17 protein-coding genes are annotated in these 19,996 nt (G+C 40.7%); 7 read left to right on the plus strand and 10 right to left on the minus strand.

Annotated features, from left to right (window positions below):
- The first annotated feature begins 84 nt into the window (after positions 1-84).
- Positions 85-966: a nucleotidyl transferase AbiEii/AbiGii toxin family protein gene (locus tag GSQ66_RS14850; protein WP_162428185.1), complete on the plus strand. Its 882-nt coding sequence runs from the start codon at positions 85-87 to the stop codon at positions 964-966.
- Here GSQ66_RS14850 and GSQ66_RS14855 read toward each other — a convergent pair.
- Together GSQ66_RS14855 and GSQ66_RS14860 are read right to left on the minus strand one after the other, a co-directional pair.
- Positions 953-1,822 (minus strand): type IV toxin-antitoxin system AbiEi family antitoxin domain-containing protein, encoded by an 870-nt coding sequence (locus GSQ66_RS14855; RefSeq protein WP_162428186.1) that lies wholly within the window; start codon positions 1,820-1,822, stop codon positions 953-955. The two genes, GSQ66_RS14850 and GSQ66_RS14855, sit on opposite strands and share 14 nt — an antisense overlap.
- Positions 1,823-3,361: 1,539 nt before the next feature.
- Positions 3,362-3,580 carry a hypothetical protein gene (locus GSQ66_RS14860; RefSeq protein WP_162428187.1) on the minus strand — a complete coding sequence of 73 codons (219 nt, stop codon included), beginning with the start codon at positions 3,578-3,580 and terminating at the stop codon, positions 3,362-3,364.
- Between the two features lie 267 nt (positions 3,581-3,847).
- On the opposite strand from GSQ66_RS14860, the gene GSQ66_RS14865 reads away from it, so the two are divergent.
- The gene (locus tag GSQ66_RS14865; protein ID WP_162428188.1) at positions 3,848-4,084 is read left to right on the plus strand and encodes a helix-turn-helix domain-containing protein; all 237 of its coding nucleotides are present in this window, start codon (positions 3,848-3,850) and stop codon (positions 4,082-4,084) included.
- A 244-nt stretch (positions 4,085-4,328) separates the two neighbouring features.
- Here GSQ66_RS14865 and GSQ66_RS14870 read toward each other — a convergent pair whose 3' ends face one another.
- From GSQ66_RS14870 to GSQ66_RS14885, 4 genes are read right to left on the minus strand one after another with little or no spacing between them, the layout of a single operon-like run.
- Entirely contained in the window at positions 4,329-5,870 is a 1,542-nt protein-coding gene (locus GSQ66_RS14870) for an E2 ligase fold family C protein (RefSeq protein WP_162428189.1), read from the minus strand.
- Entirely contained in the window at positions 5,870-6,364 is a 495-nt protein-coding gene (locus GSQ66_RS14875; RefSeq protein ID WP_162428190.1) for an MPN domain-containing protein, read from the minus strand. The genes GSQ66_RS14870 and GSQ66_RS14875 overlap by 1 nt, the downstream gene beginning before the upstream one ends.
- A 9-nt stretch (positions 6,365-6,373) precedes the next feature.
- On the minus strand, positions 6,374-6,964 hold the full coding sequence (locus GSQ66_RS14880; RefSeq protein WP_162428191.1) for a putative metal-binding protein: 591 nt from the start codon (positions 6,962-6,964) through the stop codon (positions 6,374-6,376).
- Positions 6,965-6,973: 9 nt separating this feature from the next.
- Positions 6,974-7,291 carry a ubiquitin-like domain-containing protein gene (locus GSQ66_RS14885; RefSeq protein ID WP_162428192.1) on the minus strand — a complete coding sequence of 106 codons (318 nt, stop codon included), beginning with the start codon at positions 7,289-7,291 and terminating at the stop codon, positions 6,974-6,976.
- A gap of 134 nt (positions 7,292-7,425) precedes the next feature.
- On the opposite strand from GSQ66_RS14885, the gene GSQ66_RS14890 reads away from it, so the two are divergent.
- Both GSQ66_RS14890 and GSQ66_RS14895 read left to right on the plus strand, forming a co-directional pair.
- On the plus strand, positions 7,426-8,070 hold the full coding sequence (locus GSQ66_RS14890) for an RNA polymerase sigma factor (protein ID WP_162428193.1): 645 nt from the start codon (positions 7,426-7,428) through the stop codon (positions 8,068-8,070).
- A complete protein-coding gene (locus GSQ66_RS14895) occupies positions 8,051-8,770 on the plus strand; it encodes a hypothetical protein (protein WP_162428194.1) in 720 nt (239 codons plus the stop codon). Before GSQ66_RS14890 ends, GSQ66_RS14895 begins: the two co-directional genes overlap by 20 nt.
- 69 nt (positions 8,771-8,839) lie before the next feature.
- Here the strand turns inward: GSQ66_RS14895 and GSQ66_RS14900 are convergent, their stop codons facing one another.
- Positions 8,840-11,329 carry an ATP-binding protein gene (locus GSQ66_RS14900; RefSeq protein WP_162428195.1) on the minus strand — a complete coding sequence of 830 codons (2,490 nt, stop codon included), beginning with the start codon at positions 11,327-11,329 and terminating at the stop codon, positions 8,840-8,842.
- Positions 11,329-11,544 (minus strand): hypothetical protein, encoded by a 216-nt coding sequence (locus tag GSQ66_RS14905; RefSeq protein ID WP_162428196.1) that lies wholly within the window; start codon positions 11,542-11,544, stop codon positions 11,329-11,331. Before GSQ66_RS14905 ends, GSQ66_RS14900 begins: the two co-directional genes overlap by 1 nt.
- 370 nt (positions 11,545-11,914) lie before the next feature.
- Between GSQ66_RS14905 and GSQ66_RS14910 the strand changes: the two genes are divergently transcribed.
- The 3 genes from GSQ66_RS14910 to GSQ66_RS14920 all read left to right on the plus strand — a co-directional run bounded on the left by GSQ66_RS14910 (position 11,915) and on the right by GSQ66_RS14920 (position 15,621).
- Positions 11,915-13,735 carry a DUF6035 family protein gene (locus GSQ66_RS14910; RefSeq protein WP_162428197.1) on the plus strand — a complete coding sequence of 607 codons (1,821 nt, stop codon included), beginning with the start codon at positions 11,915-11,917 and terminating at the stop codon, positions 13,733-13,735.
- Positions 13,736-13,924: 189 nt separating this feature from the next.
- A complete protein-coding gene (locus GSQ66_RS14915) occupies positions 13,925-14,653 on the plus strand; it encodes a DUF6088 family protein (RefSeq protein WP_162428198.1) in 729 nt (242 codons plus the stop codon).
- The gene (locus GSQ66_RS14920) at positions 14,650-15,621 is read left to right on the plus strand and encodes a nucleotidyl transferase AbiEii/AbiGii toxin family protein (protein WP_162428199.1); all 972 of its coding nucleotides are present in this window, start codon (positions 14,650-14,652) and stop codon (positions 15,619-15,621) included. The genes GSQ66_RS14915 and GSQ66_RS14920 overlap by 4 nt, the downstream gene beginning before the upstream one ends.
- A gap of 281 nt (positions 15,622-15,902) precedes the next feature.
- On the opposite strand, the gene GSQ66_RS14925 is transcribed toward GSQ66_RS14920, so the two are convergent.
- On the minus strand, positions 15,903-16,394 hold the full coding sequence (locus GSQ66_RS14925; protein WP_162428200.1) for a hypothetical protein: 492 nt from the start codon (positions 16,392-16,394) through the stop codon (positions 15,903-15,905).
- A 1,980-nt stretch (positions 16,395-18,374) separates the two neighbouring features.
- On the minus strand, positions 18,375-19,895 hold the full coding sequence (locus GSQ66_RS14930) for an IS1182 family transposase (protein ID WP_162428201.1): 1,521 nt from the start codon (positions 19,893-19,895) through the stop codon (positions 18,375-18,377).
- Positions 19,896-19,996: the final 101 nt, after the last annotated feature.

The raw sequence follows: 19,996 nt of genomic DNA on the forward strand, positions 1-19,996 counted from the left end.
GTAAATTCGCTGTAATAGTGCCGCTCCCATGACTGCATAAAATATCTTCCTTTTTTATTAAATTGCTAGCTAATATACCTTAGTGTGGATATAGGGATAGTAAATAAGATAAAGCGTTTAGCAATAGTTGCTCTTGCTTCCGATGACGACTTAATAGAGACGATTGTTCTAAAAGGTGGTAATGCCATTGATATAGCTTACCATCATTCAACCCAGTCTGTCTCCAGAACATCCTTTGATCTAGATTTCTCTATAGAGGACGGGGACTTTAAAGATGACTTGGAATCAGTCAAGCAAAGAATTCATAAGACTTTGGTCCAAACTTTCTCTGAGAACGGGTACGTTGTAATTGACTACAATTTTATTCATAAGCCCAAAACTGTTAAGGAACCGGTGGCAGATTTTTGGGGTGGCTACCTTGTAACTTTTAAGGTAGTAGAGCAGCAGGTATTTGAGAAGGCAAATAACTTTGACCTTCAAAGGAGGTTAGCTGTGCCTTTAAAGCCTGATCGTTCTACTAAATTTGAGCTTGAGTTTAGTAAATTTGAATATGTCGCTGATAAGACAGCAATTGATGTAGATGGCTACACAATTTATGTCTACACTCCAGAGATGATCGTGTTTGAAAAAGTGAGAGCTATATGCCAGCAGCTTCCTCAATATGCTGAGGTAATAAAATCGCACACACCTAGGGCCAGAGCCAGAGATTTCTATGACATCTATTTAATTATGGAGTCTTGCGGTGTTGTGGTCGATGCTAAAGATAACATACAGCTCTTGCAACATATTTTTGACGCCAAACGAGTACCTGTTGAATTTATACAAGAGATAAGGAATAATAAAACCATTCACTTCCAAAACTGGGACAGCGTTAAGGATACAGTATCACAAACGGAGGCGTTGAGAGAATTTGATTTCTATTTCAATTATGTTGTTGAGAAATTTGAAAGTATCACATTCCCTTAGGATAATAAAGCCTCCAGTCCGTCGCATATTCCTTCTCAGCGATTTCATAGGTTAAGTAAAAATCGAACTTCTTGCTTCTGCTACGTAGTTCCTCAAGCTTCTTCCCATTATAACCGGCTCGCTCTAAATAGAAACCTATAGATTGGTGATAAGGATATATGAAGTCCATCTTGTCTAATATCGCAATGAGCTTATTTATGGAGACACCCTGTTCAAGTGCTCTTTTGTATGCTTCTAAGACTGAAAACACACCTCCGGCGTAACTTGGTCTTACTGTTATATCGATAAGCGTTCTCTCGATATTTGTAACAGAGATATGGTCTACAGAATATACGCCCAGCCGGTTAGTAAACATGCCATTAAGGACAAGGAAAGTATAATCTCCGTAACTGGCACTAGATGATGCTCTTCGTTGAGGCTTAGAAAAGGCTGCATTAATACCTTCCTGTGATAACTTTCTTTCACCACTTTGCTTGGGAGCTTGTTCGAATGTTATATATATATTCTTGGGAATTTGTGTTGTTAAGCCATTTATCCATACAGCAGAATAATGAGACAGATATGATTTGCTAACAAGTGAAGAAGCTATTTGCAGTATAGAGGCCCCTTCTACTATAAAGCGCTCTTTGTTTGAAATGTAACCATCAAAAGGAATCTCAATTCTCGTTAGGATACCCCTTTTAAGAAGCTGATCAATAAACTTGTCTCTGTATATAGAGAGGGGTAGTCTCCAACTAATTCTCTTTTCTTCTAAGATCTCATCCAGCTGCTCTTTGGTAAACACCTTTTTTGCCCCCTGATGGAAGAAAGATCTTATATTGTGTTCAGCAATAGCGAACCTTGATTTACCCGGCATAGCTATATTGATATGGTTGCCATACAGTAAGTATATATACTTACTGCAAAGTTAGCGAAATAGTTCTATAAAAGCAATAGAATTAGGTGTTTATAGGTGTTTTGATACTTTATATTAAAGTTTTTACTAGTATAACAAGTATATATACTTGTTATACCCAAAGTTAACATATTTTGTTTACAAAATCAACTATTAAAATTTTGAGTTTGTATTTATTACAGGCATTAACTTATCTAAAAGGGAAGGTGTAGACTCATTAAGAATTTCTAATTGAACCTTTCAGCGACAACTTAGGCAAGTTTTAGAGTGTACTCCTAGCTCTAGGAAATACTGCTAAATCTTTTGGATACAAAGCATTTCAGCTACCGGTTTAGAAGGATAAGCTTGTCTTTAAGAATAATAAGTTGGCTTAAGTATAATAATATTTCCTTGAGGTAATTGTATTGTATCAGCTCTATAAAAGCTGATAGGATCTCTCTTTTGAGTAGCTGCAAAAATCTCTTCCCAGCTATTAGGAAGAACTGAAAGTAAACAATGCATTTTTAGGACCTTAGCATCAGACGCCGTTTGTAGTTCATCATGGTCTTTTTTGAATTTTCACCTTCACTTGATGGCCAATCTATGACGGCAATTGGTTCATTTTTAGCATTACAGATGGTAAAAGTTACCCTTGTTTCTAGGGAATAATCAAATCATGTATCGTTCTTAGAAGCATAGAGATGTGAACTATGATGAATAATGTAGAGGGTGCCAGCTTCGGGTAAACTCTTGGAAAGTAGACCAATAATTTTGAGAAAAAGTCGTGCTTCGGGTGGTTAATGTTTATAATAGGCCTTGTGAAGGCTTTCTGTTGTTCTAAGGCAAACAAAGTCTTGTGATTAACACGCAGGTAAATTAATATAACTAATCATAATTGGCAGTATGATCGCCTGCTACGCGCATGGCATTAATGCCCGACGGTTAGCTATTGGCACGGGATGATGACAGAGACTACATGGGATTTCTGCTGTACAGGTATGCATTGCGGTTTGCTCCATACCCATAACGTCACAACTGTACTGGTTAGCCAACCCTTCAAGGGTATAAGGAAAAGATGTAATCTATTGCTGTGTTTTTATAAATGTCCAGTCTTGCCGGCACATTTCCAGAATGCGCTTGCTACTTTTTCTTTGCTGCTAGTTGTAACTCTTGTTAAGCAATGGTCGTGAATCATACTCTATCATTGCTCTGTTTAGTCTTGGCTATTCTGTATTAAAATATCTCCGTTTTATTAGCTGCTGGGTAGTCGTTATAATATGCTGCTCTAAGCCTGTTTTAACAGCAGTGTTACTATTGCCACCGTTCGCTATGATAGGTATTTCCTAACAAGTACCAAATCTAAGAAGCAAAGGCTTTGAATTCGCATGAATCTCCCGTCAGCTGCAAAATCTACGAGTATATGCGCTACCTGCAGCAGAAGGCGTTATATAAAGGAATTAATGCATTTTCAAAATGAGCGTAATCGGCTGATGTAACCACGCTCATTTTGATCAACGTTTTTTATCCTTTGTATACTTTCCACATCCTTAAAAAGTCTTCATCTGTGACCATGCCATTCTGGAAGTACGCTAAGATCTCCTCACGCTGAATAATCTCGTTAAAGGCCAGCTGCTCACATTCTACAGGTACATACGTGGCCTGAAAGGTTACTTTCTTGCCATCTGCATCCTGAACTTCCGGATATTGACTTAAGTAGTCATTTGCCTCTTCTTGAGACAATGGCTGTTCATAATTCATGCAGGCATCCATGTGGGCCATATAAATGATGTCATAGACTTCGTCTGGGGTGAGTGTTTGTGTGTTTACCATTTTCTTATTGAGGTCTTTATATTTATGTGTTTAGTGAGCTCAGGTAAGCGTTTGCATGAGTTGATAGCTCAAGCGTGAACGACTACTTTTCATTAGTTTAAATGTAGGGCTTTTCTTTTTATAATGACATATATGTCATTATAAAATTTTGCTGCTTTCGCCAGTTTGCGCCTGACGATGGCAAGAATCCGAAACGAAAGACTGATACAGGCTGTGGCAGTGCGCTTAAAGCAGCTACGTGAGAAGCGGGGAATGACCCTGGAAGCTGTTTTTTTAGACACTGGCATCCACATCGCGCGTGTTGAAGCAGGTAAGGCCAACATTACGCTTTCTACTTTGGAAGCCCTCTGCGCTTATCTGGGCGTTACCCTGATCGAGTTCTTCTCAGATGACTTCCCTGACTTTCAGAAATAGCTTGAATGAGCGATAGTGAAACTTAATGGTATGCCAAGCGGACTAGATACAGGTCATGCTTGTGGCTTGCTGGAAAGGGTAAGGGGCCTTAAATCTTCCCACTACTCTTATGGCTTTATAAAGCATCTCTATTATATTGCCCTTTATTGTTAACTTTTGGCACTTGCTGATAGGTTAATTAGATTCAGAATTCTTTGCTCAACAATTTACCATGCCTCCATCATTTTATTAAGCGTGTCAGCAATTATTTTACCCACTTATCCCTATATCTATTTGTGAAAATAGGATCTTGACAAATACACAGTCCAGAATAATGTTTACTTTCCTGTTCTAACAAATTATTATAAATCGGCTGCATCATGTTTATTTTAGTGAGCGGCTCGATTTGTGTTTCCCGCAACTGGGCTGATTGGATAACTACTTCAGCACCTAAAAGTAAGCCAGCTAAGACTGATTCATGCGCAAGAGGTACTTCCAAATCGGTATTCATTTGTTCGTTACTTCCACTCTGTATTACCCTGCCGCCGCAGATAGCCTCAGAATAAAAAATCTCTACGGGTTGGCCTATGTAAGTATAAAGCAGATGAGCATCAATACTTACCTGCTGAGAAATTTCAGTCACGAAATTATCATCTATTGGTAGGTTATTAGCTAAGTACTGCCTGATAAATGGTTCCAAAGCAATATTGCCCAGACTTGCTGCGATCTTTTCAGAATTACTTTTTATTTTGTGTCTAGGTAAGTATAAACAGCTCAAACAGACATCTTCTGTAAAATTTAGATGTCTTGAGATACCAATTCCTTCAGGACTAGTCCATGCATTCAAAATTTCTTTAGGGAGAAGGCTTTGGATTTCCAATCTTTCCTGCGTTGTATCGATTGCAGTTACAACTAACTTGATTTGTTCTTTATCTAAAGTATTGGCCGCATTCTGCCATTTTAACTGCAAGGGTTCGACCTGCAGCTCACTGTGCTTTTCAAGTAAATTTCTAATTACAGAAACCTTTTGTTGCTCAACATGTTCTTGCAGCATTAATATATAGCGCTGTAAATTAGAAAGTGCTACAGTCTGATCATCTACTACTGTAATTCTACCACACAGCCCTTGCAGCTCCAAAAGGCTCCAAATCACTGCATTCCCGATAGCACCAGTTCCGATTAAAGTAAAATCAACAGATAAGGAAGATGGCAAATTCGGCTCGAATTCCCCCTTTTCTACAAGCCTTTGGCTAAATGCAGAAAAACAAAACTCTGTGTCAGGTGAAGCATTACCTAGTTCCTCCCTGAAGATATAACGGAACACATTAGCAGCCCCAAAACAAACAGCGCAGCCGGCACCGAAAGGATTGTTAGTGTCATGGCACGATTGTGCCTTGTTCGACGAATAAAATGCTACCCAATTTTGTGAACCGATATAAATACAAGTTTGCTGTGCATCAAAACCTGGTACTTCCCCAATTACCAAGTTGATAGTCGGTGTTTGTTCATCACTGTAATTGATATTAGGATTAATATTTGTCGCAAGGTCCTTTAGCTTGCCTGAATACCTATCACCATCTACACCTTTAGAAAGATCAAAAAATCTTAAGTTTGGATAGAGTCTACTTAAGACCCGTACTGTCAGGTCAAGAGCAGATCTTCCTTCAGCAGTTTCAAGGCTATTGTCTCCGTAGACAATTCCGATGCAATTTGATTGTAACTTATCTTCAAATGCGGAGCGGTCATATCCGTTTATACGTTGAGCAGCACTTAGGCTTATTTTATCAAAGAAATTGGCTTGTGGCATTAGTCTGTGATTTTGATTAACGATGTGACCTGATTTGGCGAAAGCTCTGTCCAACCTGTATCTGGTAAAAGGCGGTAGAAGGCGCTGTGTGCAAGGTTTTTGTCACTAAACCCATAATCTGGAACTACAATAGACAAACCACCAAAAGTTGTAATAATGGCTAACGCATCGTCTGCTTCCGAGTGGTATGCTTCCGAAGGATGGCTATGAATTTGGGCAATAAGACTGTAGGAGTTTTGGAATAGCCATTCATTAATCCGCTCTAATTCTTCTCCATCCACTTGAAATGAAAGTCCTTCCGGAGTTCTAAGTAACTGTTGCTTGGGATAAAGTAAGTGGGTAACAGAAAATTCCGGTCCGCTTTTCTTGCCTGCAAATAGTGCGAGACGTTCGAAGCCTTCTTGACCAGTGTCTTGAAACTCTTTATAGACACTATCAATAAATTCGCGCGGTATCAGAACTGTTTCAATATGCATTAATCCAATTGGCTCCATGATAATGAATTATAAAGGTAAGTCTTCAGGGTTATATCCTAATTGTAGGTTAGGTATCTGCATGTTAAGGTTAATCTGAAATGTATAAGCTGTCAAATAACTTGTACCGTACAATTCTAGGTTATCCAGTAGAAAACATAATGATCCTTCACCTCCCTTTTTTCTGTACAGAAACCAGGAATCACCGTTATGAAAAGGGTGGTTGTGATACTCCCGAACGCCAGGAATACAAAAGAATGGAATCCTATTTAAATCTGCCTGTAAGAGGGCCTGCGGGGTAGGTGCCCCTACTAGCTTCCTAGGTAGATTCGTATGAACTTGTTCAATAGTTATAGGCTCTAACGTAAGTGGATGAACAAATTTCACTGAGAGCGGCTGAACATCATAATTAACAAAGTTAATGCGTACAGCAAAAACGATTGGCATCGGATATAGAGAAGGAGCAGCAAAAGCAAAGTAAAGATCAGGGTATTGCTGTTCAAGCAGCAATACCCCTTTCTTCCGGTATTCTTCTCTTAGGCTAAAAAATATCTCTAATTCTTCCTGGAACTTTTGATGCGTTACTTCCGGATCAACATACTGTATCAGTGACGACTCCATCTGAACTATTTAGCAAATAGAACCATTTCCCCCACCACCAGCTAATAGCGTAAGTACTAAAAGCGAACCATTGTTGATAGGGTAGTCATTTATCTTTTTATTTGGATCCAAGACAGTACCATCCAGCTTTAGCTGAAACCGTTCTTTAGGTACTGAATTGTTCTGTGTTTCTACTATCGCCTTTTCTAGCAAAGAAGTAACAGATGCATTGATATTGGTTGTTACCGAAACAGCTTCACTTTGGTAACGGACTTGTACTGTTAACTGATTGTGCTGTCCATTTGTGTTGTCTGGCTTGTTATGGCCTGGTTTGTCGTTTTTTTCCATTTTGGATTTATATTATTATTAAACTATATTTTCTTTGGCTGTTTCTCCTTTTAAAGGGAATTAACTATTTTGCCTCACCTGTACTACTATAAAGCGTGACATTGAAGTATATGTCACGCTTCTTCGTATAAGAGATGAAACTGGTAAAATCCGACCGAATAAGTTTACTTTCTGATGTTGACCTACTTGTCGCTTTGTGTTGTGAGCAAAGCGACGATGAGATTTATTCAGAATTCGTCCAAAGATTTTTACCTGAGGTAAGAAAGGAGTGCCTTCAGATTTGCAAAAAACGTAAGCTAGACCAACATCTTGGGGAAGAAATCGCACATAAAACATTTGAGAATGCACGAAAGTACAAGTCATTTAAGGCAGACGAAGTAAAAGCCCCGAGTTCAAGGAAAGGAATACTAGTTTATTTGTACCGAATTGCAACGAATTTATTCAATGATCATCACAACGGTGAGAAGAAAAAAAACGGTGCAGAAGTACATAAAACTTACTTTGATGATTTATTTTGCCCTCCAGAGCAGGGGCTGCCACCAGAGAAATTACTTGAAATCCGTGAAGCTACCTTGCAAATCTTTAATCGGCTAAACAAAAAGGAACAAAAAGTTGTCTTAACTGATCTTGAATATAAAAAGCATCACAAATACCTGCCAGATGATGTGAATGAGCATTTGGCAGAGGTACTAGGAGTTAAAAAAGCAACTATCCGCAAAATCAGAGAGCGTGCTATTAGTAAAATAAAGGAAGCAATTGATGAAATTAACCAAGCCTGAAAATAAGCTTTTCTCAATGGAAGATTTTGAGAAAGGCCTTATGCTAGCCGGATTGATTGCCCCAAGCTCTGTACAGGAGCTAAACGAGCGTGAAACGCTAGAGAATTTTGAAAAACAGCAAAAAAAGCATCAAAGCGCAATTTATTTTAAAAGGGCTGTACTAGCAGCTGAAATTGTTTTTGAGCTACATCATGAACCTACTTTCGGAAGAATAAAATTCCAAAAGATGGTCTACCTCTGTGAACATGTGGCTAAAATGAATTTAAAGCAACGCTACAGTAAGCAGGCTGCAGGACCTTTTGATAACAAGTTCATGCATAGTATTGAAAAGGAGTTCCTAAAGCAGAAATGGTTTACCGTTGAGAAAAGGAATGAGGCTGGCTTCACGAAATCAATTTATGTTCCGTTACCCGATGTAAATAAATACAAATCTTACTTTGAGACTTATTTTGAGGAATCAATAGACGAAATTAAGTACATCATAGATCTGTTTAGGAAACAAAAAACAGATTTTACAGAAATTGTTGCGACGCTTCTTGCTTGCTTTTGGGAACTTACTGAAAAAAATGAACAGTTTACTCAAGAAAAACTCCTAGACCTTTTTTACGCTTGGTCAGACAAGAAAAAACGCTTCGATCAAAATACTGTATTGACGGCTTGGCATTGGATAAATGATAGGCAACTTATATTAAATAGATAACTTATCGTCTTTATAACAGATTAAGCTTTAAAATCAGCCTTATAATTATTCTTGTGTTAATATGGTTTATCACACCTTTGTAAGTGATTTATAGTACTTTCTTACACCCTTATCATCTGTATATTTGAATGCTTCGCTAAACTCATCAATCCTTGTAACTAACCCAAGTAACGTTTGATTATTAATACTTAGGATCGAGTTTGTCTCTAAGTGGCTTAAGTAGTTTGACATGATTGACGGGATTACTGTATTTTGGAGAGCGTCCAATTGCTGTTGCTCAAGTACACAGATGTTAGCCTGATGTGTTAGCTGAATGTGAGAATTGATTGCTTTTAAGCAATCGCTTATCATTCGCGAGTCTTCTCTCAAGGCAATATCTAACGGTACAGGAATATCTAGCTTCTTTATCACCTCCATTATCTTTAATTCCAGATACTGTCTCATTAACAAAGCTCCTAAATTAGATTCCCCTGCTTGCAGGCTCTCCACTATCTTACTCCTTAAATTATCATTCCCGATTAAGTTAGCCGTAACACGTCCTTCTGGGGCCACACCGCCAAGCTCATAATGCTGCCATTTCTCACTTAATCCAGAAGCTTGGGTGTTAAAATACTTCTTAAGAAGCCCATCATGGCTTAAGACTATTATCTGCAATCCATTGGGATTATTAGCAGTTGAAATGTCTGAAAATAAAAGTTCTATTAGGCTCAGCTGGTTTCCTGCATCAAAGCTTGAGGTGACATCGTCCAAGATCAAAAACCTTGCTTTGGGCTTGCTCCTAATTAAAGCTGCCAGATAAACAGAGACAGCGAAGGCATTACGGTAGGACTCAGACAATAAAGGGGAGGCGTAAAGATTTGTAGTGCTAAAAAATGAATCGAGTACAAGGTCCAAGTCCTGCTTGTTTGTAGCCCGCTTTAGACTAGGAATAACTCTATTGCTGTTTATGATCCTTTGGAAGAAATTACGGGTGTCTTCTTCTATTTCAGAGCAGATCACCTGGCTTAAAGCTGTTTCTGCTTGGGTAATCTGGGAAGATATAGTACTAATAAATTCCTTCCAACGCTCTATATGCTCACATTGCATTTTAAGCTCTATTCCCTCATCTCTGACTTTCGCAAGATGAGCAATGTCTTCTGCCAATTTGCGTACGTCTGTAATTTTCTGGACAGTGTCCGTGATTGAAGCTGGAAGCTTATCGCTAATTTCTTTTATATCTATGTTAAGCTGTTTTTGCTGCTCTAGGATTAGCTTATCAGTGGCTTGCAACTTCTGCGTCAACGACATGAATGATTCCTGATCTAGCTTTTCTGAGCTAATCATGAAATCGCCTTCCGCTATTGCGTTTATGGAATGAGCAGTCAACAAACTCTGTATTTTTAGATGCCTCCCCCTACCCGTGAAAGAATTCCATAGTCTTTTAATATCCTTGTCTGTCTGATCTATTCGCTCGAACGAATCGAGCTTGGCTAATACAGAGTCATAGAGCGGAGCTCCTTCAAAATTTAAATCAGCTGATTCGCAAAGTGGGCAAGTAGTCTTTGGATAGCTTAAGTCTTCGAAGATTTTTTTGGCTGCTTTATAGAGTGTGTGATATTCCTTCCCCAAGGTTGACTTTAAAAGATTTTGTTTGCTTTCAACCAATTTTGCCAACTCTTCGAGCTGTCCAGCTTCAATGTCAATGCTGTCAGGTAATACTCTCTCTATTTCCCTTTTCAGGTTATCTTTTTTTATGAACTCAGTTTGAAGCTTACTACCTTCAGTTTTCTTCAGAACATTTATAAGGTTGTCAAAATCAATGTGTTTGAATTCATTTTCTGTAAGTATGTCTTTGAAAATGGAAATATTCTTCAATACAGAGATTGCCTGATACTCAAGTTTGGGAATATCATTTAGGTCTAAATGTGCTAACTCAAGTTTCCCTAATGTCTCAATTATAGTATCGCGAGTTTTTCTATACTCATCTTGTTTAGCCTGGTGTTTTGTCTTTAATGTATCGTAATTGTGATCGGTGTTTATGTTCTTTGTATTAGACAGGGCATCTAACCTTTGCTTTAAGGCACTAATCTTAGAAAGACCGATAAGCATTGAGAAAGAACGTCCTCTTTCTAATGGTCTGTTGTCAATGAACGATCGGAATAAGTCATAGTCTATCATCAACCCATCGTGGTTCAAAGACTTAAGTAATTCCTCTGGCTCAGGATGATTTGGAGAAGTAACGGTACGCTCTCCTGACCTCTCCTTCTGTATTAAGATGTCAACTGTCTCACTGCTATCATCAGCTTGCAAATTGATCCTTATTGCGGATCTACCAGTAGAATGGAAGTGATTGATATAGTATTCTCCTGGGTTCTCTTTATTCTGTATATTCTTAAAGCGAGAAATCTCAGATTTGAAGGAAAAGCAAAGTGCATCGAATATTGAACTCTTCCCAGATGCATTAGGGGCAAAGATTGAGCAAACTTTATCTTGTGCAATCTTTAACTTTAACGGATGATTTTCATTGTTTATGCCCCTGAAGCCCTCTATTTCGATTTGCCTTAAGAAATACCTTTTCATTATTCAGACTGCTTATATACCTCCGAAACTTGTTCGGCAACTTTTGTTCTGAACTCAGTTTTCAAACTTGATGCATCGCCATCTACCCTTGTTAAAAGGTCCTTATTATCAGCAATAATCTTCCCTAAAACAGGATCTTTTTGAATGCAAAAGTTGAAGAATGCTTCTAAGTTCTCTTCCTGAGATTTAAAAGCATCGAAATTAAAGTTATCCATTTGCTTTATTTAAACTGGTAAACTGGCTAAAGGTAAGGTCACTTAAATGTAATCAATATTCAAATATCTTTGAATACAGATATTGACTCAGTCTTTAAATTTTTGTGTTTCTGAAAATTGAAAGGTAAGAGCCATTAATTCCTGGCCCTCTAAAATACTATGTTTGGTGGCACACTTTGTCAGTTACTCACAGCTTCCCAAACATATTGGTGTATCGCTGCGGCTTGATTTTGCAGAAGGCGGCAATTTTTAATCAACTATAGCATTTCTAGCACTATATTAATTAAAACTATTATCTCTTAAAGCTTCTTTTGCTTCTTTTTTATATCTTTTATGGCCTCTTTTTTATTCATTTTACTATAATAGCTATATGGAATCGTCAAGAAAACTAACAATTGAGGAGGTTTTAAACTTAGAGACCGGAGAAGAAGTAGATGCTTATCAATTCTTCAAAAAGCCGTTGGATGAGGTAACAGAGGTCCGATCTGAACTACAAAGAGCTATAGCTGGATTTAGAACGCCGCTATTTGTTTGTTACTATTGCAAACAAAACATAAGGATTAGGGGTGGTAAGTTTGTCAATGGTCGTAAAAAGGATAGCTTTCATTTTGCACATCTGAAAGATAGTGCAGCTTGCCACATCAAGACGAACAATAACTATACCCAAGAGCAAGTAAATAGCATAAAGTACAACGGTGCTAAGGAAAGCGCTTTACACATACATTTAAAAGAACTGATTGCGCATTATCTAACTAAAAATGGTGCATCTAAAAATGAAGTTACCAATATTGAAATAGAGAAGGTCATCAAAGGTAGGCAGCTAGAAAAAGAATGGCGTAAACCAGACATCAATGCCTTCTTTAGGGGGATGCGCATAGCTATCGAGCTTCAGCTCTCTACTACTTGGTTAAGTGTTATTACCGAAAGGCAGCACTTTTACAAAGAGCAAGGCTTCTATATGCTATGGGTATTTCATAAATTTAATCTCGATGATGAAATCAGAAAGCTCACATATAATGATGTAATTTTCACTAACCACCATAACGCATTTGTATTTGATGAAGAATGCATCGACAAGTCAAATCTTGAAAATGATTTAGTTCTCAAGTGTTATTACAAGGATTATTTCCAAAACGGATTAGAAATAGGTGACCGTTGGGTAATGACCTATGTTACCCTCGCAGACTTAACCTTTGATCCGAATAATCTAAAAGTATATTTTCACGATTCGAAAAAACAAAAGCATAAGATCGCACAGGCTATTGCTCGTGAACAGAAGATCAGATTTGAAAAGGAGGAAGAAAAGAGACTAGCAGTGGAGCAAGCGCAAATTGTGCAGGCTAAACTTCTGGAGCAACAACGAGAAAGAGAACAGAGACTGCAATTAGAGTATACTCGCTTGCGTGACCAGATTTCTGATCTGAATGAAGAAATAAAAGATCTTAAAGAGAAGAAAACAATACTTGGCTTAAAAATAAGTTCAGCGAAGGATAAGCTTACCAATAACACAGCCGTTTTAGCTGATTTAACTAGTTATACTGAAAAAGCCTATAGCTATATCTTAGGAGAAAGTTACACATCTCCTATTCCTAACAAATATGCTTTAGTAAATACCCTTCGTGCTACTTTTTCAGATCCTATTAAACAGCTCCAATTAGAGCTTCAAAATGCTACTAGTGGTAGAAATGCTTTGCTCCACATGCAGGCACTTCTACCAAAAGTAGAGTCCCTTCGAATTGCAGATACAACGTACCATATCTTGCCTTGTGAAGATGCATATTTCCATCGTTTAAGGGAGAGCTGGCGAAAAATGAAATGTATTCCTAAATCGGCCGTTGATACGCTTTTCAGTGTATTTGAATTAAGAAGTATTACATCTGAAAGTGACTTTGTTGAAGCCTTTACTAAGAATAATGTTTACCTATTGATAGATTCTAAAGAAGAAGATATACTTAGTTATTCAAGTCCCATTGAACAAAGTAATGATGCGCTTTCTCGGTTAAACTTACAGCTGACCGCATTAAAAGGAAGGATCCAAGAAAAGATCAAAATCACGCTCGAAGCTGAAAATGCTTCTATAGATCAAGAAGTTTTTCAATTCGAGGAGTCTCAGTATGAAATTGATCATGCCCTTTCTAAGTTAGAAACTGAGATAGAAACATACCGAGAAGCACTAGCTGATCTAGGTTAAGTTGTTGTAGCGGGTATATTTTAAGGCTATTGACAGCTTATACATTTACTTTTTATACCCTAATATTTACTAATTACAAAGCATTAACCAATTCACGATTTGTCAAGTTTAGTAACGAAAAAACTTGACAAATTATGAATCGTATACTTACCTTTATAGAAAGGTTAAAGCCACTTTGGGCGTTCGCACATGAAGAGTATCATGCAACTGGTAAGAGAGAAAGTAAAGCAGACCCCTCCGGGTCAGCTGCTTACCTATGCGGACTTCAAGCTAAAAGACAGTCATTTTGAAGCTTTAGCAGCCGCATTAAGCCGTCTGGCCAAGCAAGGCATGCTTGAGCGCCTGGGCAGAGGTCGTTACTACAAGCCCAAGGAAACGATCTTTGGCAACATACAGCCAACAGAAAAAGTCCTGATCGACAAGTTAAAAGTATCAGGCAGCAAGGTAAAAGGCTACGAAAGTGGCATCGGACTCTACAATCAACTGGGTTTAACCACGCAAGTAGCGCAGGAAGTGACGCTGATGACCAAAAAGCAGCGCCGGACAGCCCGCTTCGGTAAAACAAAGGTCCGATTCATGCAAAGTCCAACTGACTTTAAAGCCCCCGACATTGACAAGTTACAGTTGCTGGACGCACTACGCGATTTCAAAAAGATTCCAGACCGGAACAGTGCGCAGATTATAGCTATTCTACGCAAGCACCTGACAGCCTTAACCGAGCGTGAACAAAAGCGTTTGGTTCAGCTAGCACTGGACTATAACCCGGCAACCCGGGCCTTGCTAGGGGCTTTATTAGCGCAACTAGGGCAGCTTGAGAAAGCAATTAAGCTGAAGCAGTCGTTGAATCCTCTGACGAGCTATAAACTAGGTATCCCGGAAGCGGTATTGCCCAATGCAAAAGACTGGAACATTAGATGAACCTGCACCATAACCCAAGCGTGTTTCGAGATGCCATCACGGCTACAGCTCAGGCATTGCAAATCCGAGACATCTTTGTAGAAAAAGATTACTGGGTCACGCTGGTGCTCTACAGGCTGGCCCATTCCCCTTATGTCGAGCAGGCTATTTTTAAAGGCGGTACTTCCTTATCCAAGGCTTACCACCTGATCGAGCGTTTTTCTGAAGACATTGATCTGGCTATTAATGTGCCGGCAGGCATGACTGGTAACCAGCTCATGCAGCTCATCCGCAAAATCTCGAAAGCAATCACACTAGATATGCAAGAAGTCCAGGATCCGGCTATTACCAGCAAAGGGTCTCGTTTTCGCAAAACGCTGCACGACTACGGGGCAACTGGAGAAGGGGATTACGGACAGGCCACCAGCCGGGTACTGGTGGAGATCAATGCCTTTGCGGACCCTAACCCGCACCAGCGCATGGGTATTTCCACCTATATTACCCAATTCCTGGCGCAACGTGATTTGCTCGACCTGGTACGCCAGTATGGGCTGGAACAATTTGAAGTGAACGTGGTGAGCCTGGAGCGCACGTTTACAGAGAAAGTGCTGGCCTTAGTCCGTGCCTGTTACGCCGAAGATCCCATCGCGGAGCTGCGCAGCAAAATTCGCCATGTCTACGACCTGTATGCGTTATTAAAAGTACCTGCGCTAGCGACGTTCCTACAGCAGGATGAATTTTTCCAGATTCTGCAAACAGTACAGGCCGATGACGCTCGTAACAGTGAATTTCAGGGGCCTTGGGCCGCAGAGCCCTTAGCCAGCTGCATGCTGTTTAAAGATGTGGCAACCACCTGGAGTGTGCTGGCAAGTGCTTACCAGCAAGACTTCCGCTCGCTGGTATACGGCACGTTGCCTGAGCCAGCAGAAATTCAGATAATGCTGGAGACCATTGCCCAGCGACTGACCCTTTACAAGCCCGACTTCTAAAAATAATTATAGTAACCACAAAGTACTGGTAGTGTCTACGGCTTATCGCGCTGCATACACTACCAATACACTATGTCTGCCTTATTAACGCAAGTGCAGGGGCACCCTCCTCCAGTGCTTTTTCTCTTCCGTGCGGTGCATGTAGAAGTAGACTGCTGCTAGCAACAGTATTACACCTACGAAGATATACCACCCATACCTACCTGTAGGTACTGGAGTCAGGGATACCGGCAGCATCTGTGCCTGCGGCCATTCAATCATATTGACGTTCTGGATCATGCTTAGGTGAGTTGAATGGCATCTAAACAATAGGACTCTCCTTGTTGCCAATAGCAGGCATCAAACACGCAGTTATACTGCACCTGCTGCTGGCGAAACATGCTGGTAGCATACTTAAAGTCAAAGCCTGCATCCAGCAACTCCTGCCGACTAACCTTGCTCCTGCCCTGCTGCAGAAAGGCTTGCAGCGCCTGGTAATTCTTTTCCAGTTTTGCAGTAACGAAGCGCTGCGCTTTACCTGGCGCTGCCAGCTTGGCTTCCAGAGTAGTTACCTGCTCTTGTAATCGCTGCTTTTCTTTGAGCAGGATGTTAATCTCAGCTACCTGATCTGCCAGGTTAGCATGTCCGTTAATAAGCGTGTTCGCCATATGCTTGGAGAAGCTTATGCCAAGGGCGCTGGCTTCCCTGCTCAGCTGTGTATTTAATGTGCCGGGGATTCGGGTAGAGGCCCGAACACCGTACATTTCCTCACGAGTCGGCTCGTGTGTTTCCATAAGAATAAGGGTTAAGGGTTAAAATTGATTAAGGTACTCTTAGAGCTGTAGCTACAGGGGGATAGCTACAAGACCTGTTACCAGGTCATTACTGATGCTTTGCCTATGGCCTGGGCAGCGGCCAATGCAGCAAAGCGCTATAACGCTCACGCTTCAAAGGAAAGTAATTCTTATTGCAATCTAAAGTGTTTTATAAATAAGTGCTTATTTTTTTGCACACCCCTATTTTACGAGTTGTAATTCCTAATCACAAGTGTGGCTATCCTGTGGCGGAAACTACCTGAAAATACGCCGTCTGCACAACGTATTTTCAGGCGGACTTGAAGCGCTGCAAACCCACCACAAAGTGTAGTGCAAACACGGCAACGGACGCTGCCTTAATTACCGCTGTTTTACAATCGGAATTGGCAGGTATCGAAGGCAAACTAGTAGCTGGTAAAACTGGCGTTGAAATGCGCTATAAGAAAGCATGATTAGCACGCTCGAACAGCTCATGGTACGGACTTATTTATTCCGTCCGCGCAATGCCAGCTACAGCGCGTATTTACGGTATATTGGCGCGATATAGTATGTGGTGTAAATCCTTGTAACACAGGGTAGACAAATTGTAACGCTACCACCACAATCTGTGGCGTGAGCACCACAATTTGTCTACCTGACGCCACAAATTGTAGTGCTCGTATGACACGCTGTAATAGCCGTGCAAGATTCTCCGCAACTGCTACCATTCCGGCTACAAAGAGCGATGATCCAATAAGTCCGCAGCTTTCTTATAAACTGGGGTTGTTGTGTGGCGCAGGAAGCATCTACTCTTAAGTACTATAACAGCAGCTAATTTAAATTGTAACTACTTAGTAACACGTTACTTACCCCCCTATTATGTAGCAAACGGTAGCTGCTTTATCTTGCTGGAGGAATAAGGCCTTATTAATAGACGAAATAGCGCAGAAAATAGGTGCTTATATCTACATCGTGCGTATCTCATTTAGCATGTGTTAAAATGCAAGAGTATAGCGCTACCTGTATAGGCCATATTTACGGCTGAAACGCCGGAAAGCGGCTTTTTTCAGTGCGGCCATTAGTGCATGAAAAGCAGCAGTTGCGGCCCGAAAAAGTCCATTAACTTAAAGGTTGCACTTAGGCCTAGATTAAGGCTGCAGCCAGTTGGCCGAAATAGCGTGCGTAAAACTCTTATCGTCAGCAGAAAAAAGCGAGAAATGCTGGGTCCGGAAACTGCAGTATAGGAAGCATAAAAAGCGGGCTAATTATAGGCCCTGCACAATACGTTAAAACCAGTACTTTTAGCTTGTCTTTTATAAGAAGTTAGCTGTCTACAATTAACCTCTTGTTGAAGCAGTAAAATCACCTATAGTTTACGGTGCTGTTTTTTCTGCTATTTTGCTTGTAACTACTTGGTAACACGTAATTTAACCGCTTTTTTTAAGGTATATAAAAGTAGAGCCAAAGGCACCTATATTTAACCGAGTATTCTACGGGCAATAGCGTGCTTTTTTAACCACAAAATAGCTACTGGAACCCATCCCCAAAATCAGGACAAAAACAGCGGTAGGTACTACTGTTAAAAGCACCATTTTTGCGCAAAAAACAGGTGCATTGTGGTGCCATTCTAGCGTTACAAAAGGAGTGCTGTATTATATACTATAGCAGCATCTACTGAAGGGTAGTTCTACTACTCGAAATCTGATCTATAGCAAGGTACTTAAAGTAATACTTTAAGTACTTATAAGAAGAATAAATACAGGTACTTCTACAACCTAATATAAACCTATGCTGTGCTTCTGGCTTTGCAGTTAAATTATGTTTTTGACAATACTAACAGAAGGGTTAATAGGTATGAAAAATGCTGTTACTTATAGATACTTTTTGCTATGAGCTTATCTTAAATAAACGAGGGTGGCTGTTGCACAACTACTTTACTTGCATACGCGTTCTGCTTCTAAACTTCCTAAACCAATACTTTCACACTAGCTTCGGTAGGTTGCGTTGTATAGCGCTGAAAAAGCGCAAAATGGTTGACAAAGAAACTTCTTTTTCCAGTACCTGGGCCATGCTTATAGCTCTGGCAGGCTTACTCTTCATGTACTTTTTGAGATTGAAGGCAACAGCTGCCAGCAGCATTACTTTGTGCGCTCCTGATTTGCCCAGCACATTGATTTTGCGCAGGCCATAATGCTGTACCAGGCTTCCGAAGACCGGCTCTATGGTGCTCTGGCGGAGTTTCTTCATGCGATTGCCTTGCTTGCTGTGTTGCCTGGCGAAAGCGCGCTGGTAGTGCTCATCATAAGCGGTGCGTGTAATTTTGCGGCACCGGGTCTTGGGCGCACAGGTAGGCTTGCTTGGACACTGCCTGCAATCACTGGGTGCTGCCCAGTAATGCTTCAGTAACCTGCCGTCCGGCGTATGATCAAAGCTTTTGAACTGGAGCGCTTTTCCCATCGGGCAGCTAAACTGATCTGCTTTCTTATCATAAGGAAATCCATTGATCTCAGGCTTGTACATTCCAAAAACCGGTATCCAGGCAGTTATCCCCCGTAGTTCCAGAAAGTAATAGTTCGACCCATTCGAATACCCGGCATCAGCTAGCAGATCTTGCATCAATAGCCCATGGGTTAGGAGTCGGCTTTGCACCTGCTCGGTCAGGTCTGGCAGATACTGGCTATCACGGCCATCAGCAAAATCGGCCTGAATATGCGAGATCACGCCCTGTGCTGTATCTACTGCCATGCTGCAGTGGTAATTGAGTTTTCTGGCCTTTCCCGGCTTAACAGAGATGCGGGCATCCGGATCATGTGGGGCATAATGCGTTTTGTTGCTAACCAGCTGCGCCTTCTCATGATTTGCCCCTAAAGCAGTAGGAGTGCTTTTGAGGTTTTGCTGATGCTTTTTCAGTTTCCTGAGCTGATGGGCGGGAGCGGTGATAAGTTGTGTCGGTTGGTTATTCTTAGGGTGTTGAACGTCATGTAGTGGAGCCGTCAGATACAATTGTCCAGTCTCCTGTGGCTGCTTTAATAGTAGGCTTTCCATGGAAGCGTTGGCCTTAATCGGGGCGGAATCAATTGCCTGTACACTACCCGACACCATACCCTGCTCTACGCACAGGCTGAAGACCTTGTCGAACAGAGTTTCAAACAGGCGTTCAGGATATAGTTTGCGGGTGCGTGATACGGTGGAGTGCCAGGGTAGCGGTTCGTCGAGCTGGTAGTCCAGAAAGTATAACAGATCCAAACGAAGGCTACAATGCTCGATGAGCTTGCGGTCTGATACGATGTTCTCAAGATAGCTTACCAGGCAGAGCTTGAAGAATACGACCGGATCAATGCTTTGCTGGCCGCACTTGCCGTAGTAGGGAGCCGTCAGCTCGTAGAGAAACGAAAGGTCGATCCTGTCCTTGAGGCGCCGGTAAAAGTTATGTTCCGGCACATGAGCCGAAAGCGAGAAACGCAGCTCCCGCTCATCTTTAAAATTCTTCCTTCCCTGCATAACACCATAGAATTAACCACTATTATTTAACGGCTATATCTAAGTTGGTTGTGCAACAGCCACGGAGGTTTTGTGAGACTAAATAACTAGTCCATCTGTAA

The organism is Pontibacter pudoricolor, from assembly GCF_010092985.1.
Classification (GTDB): domain Bacteria; phylum Bacteroidota; class Bacteroidia; order Cytophagales; family Hymenobacteraceae; genus Pontibacter; species Pontibacter pudoricolor.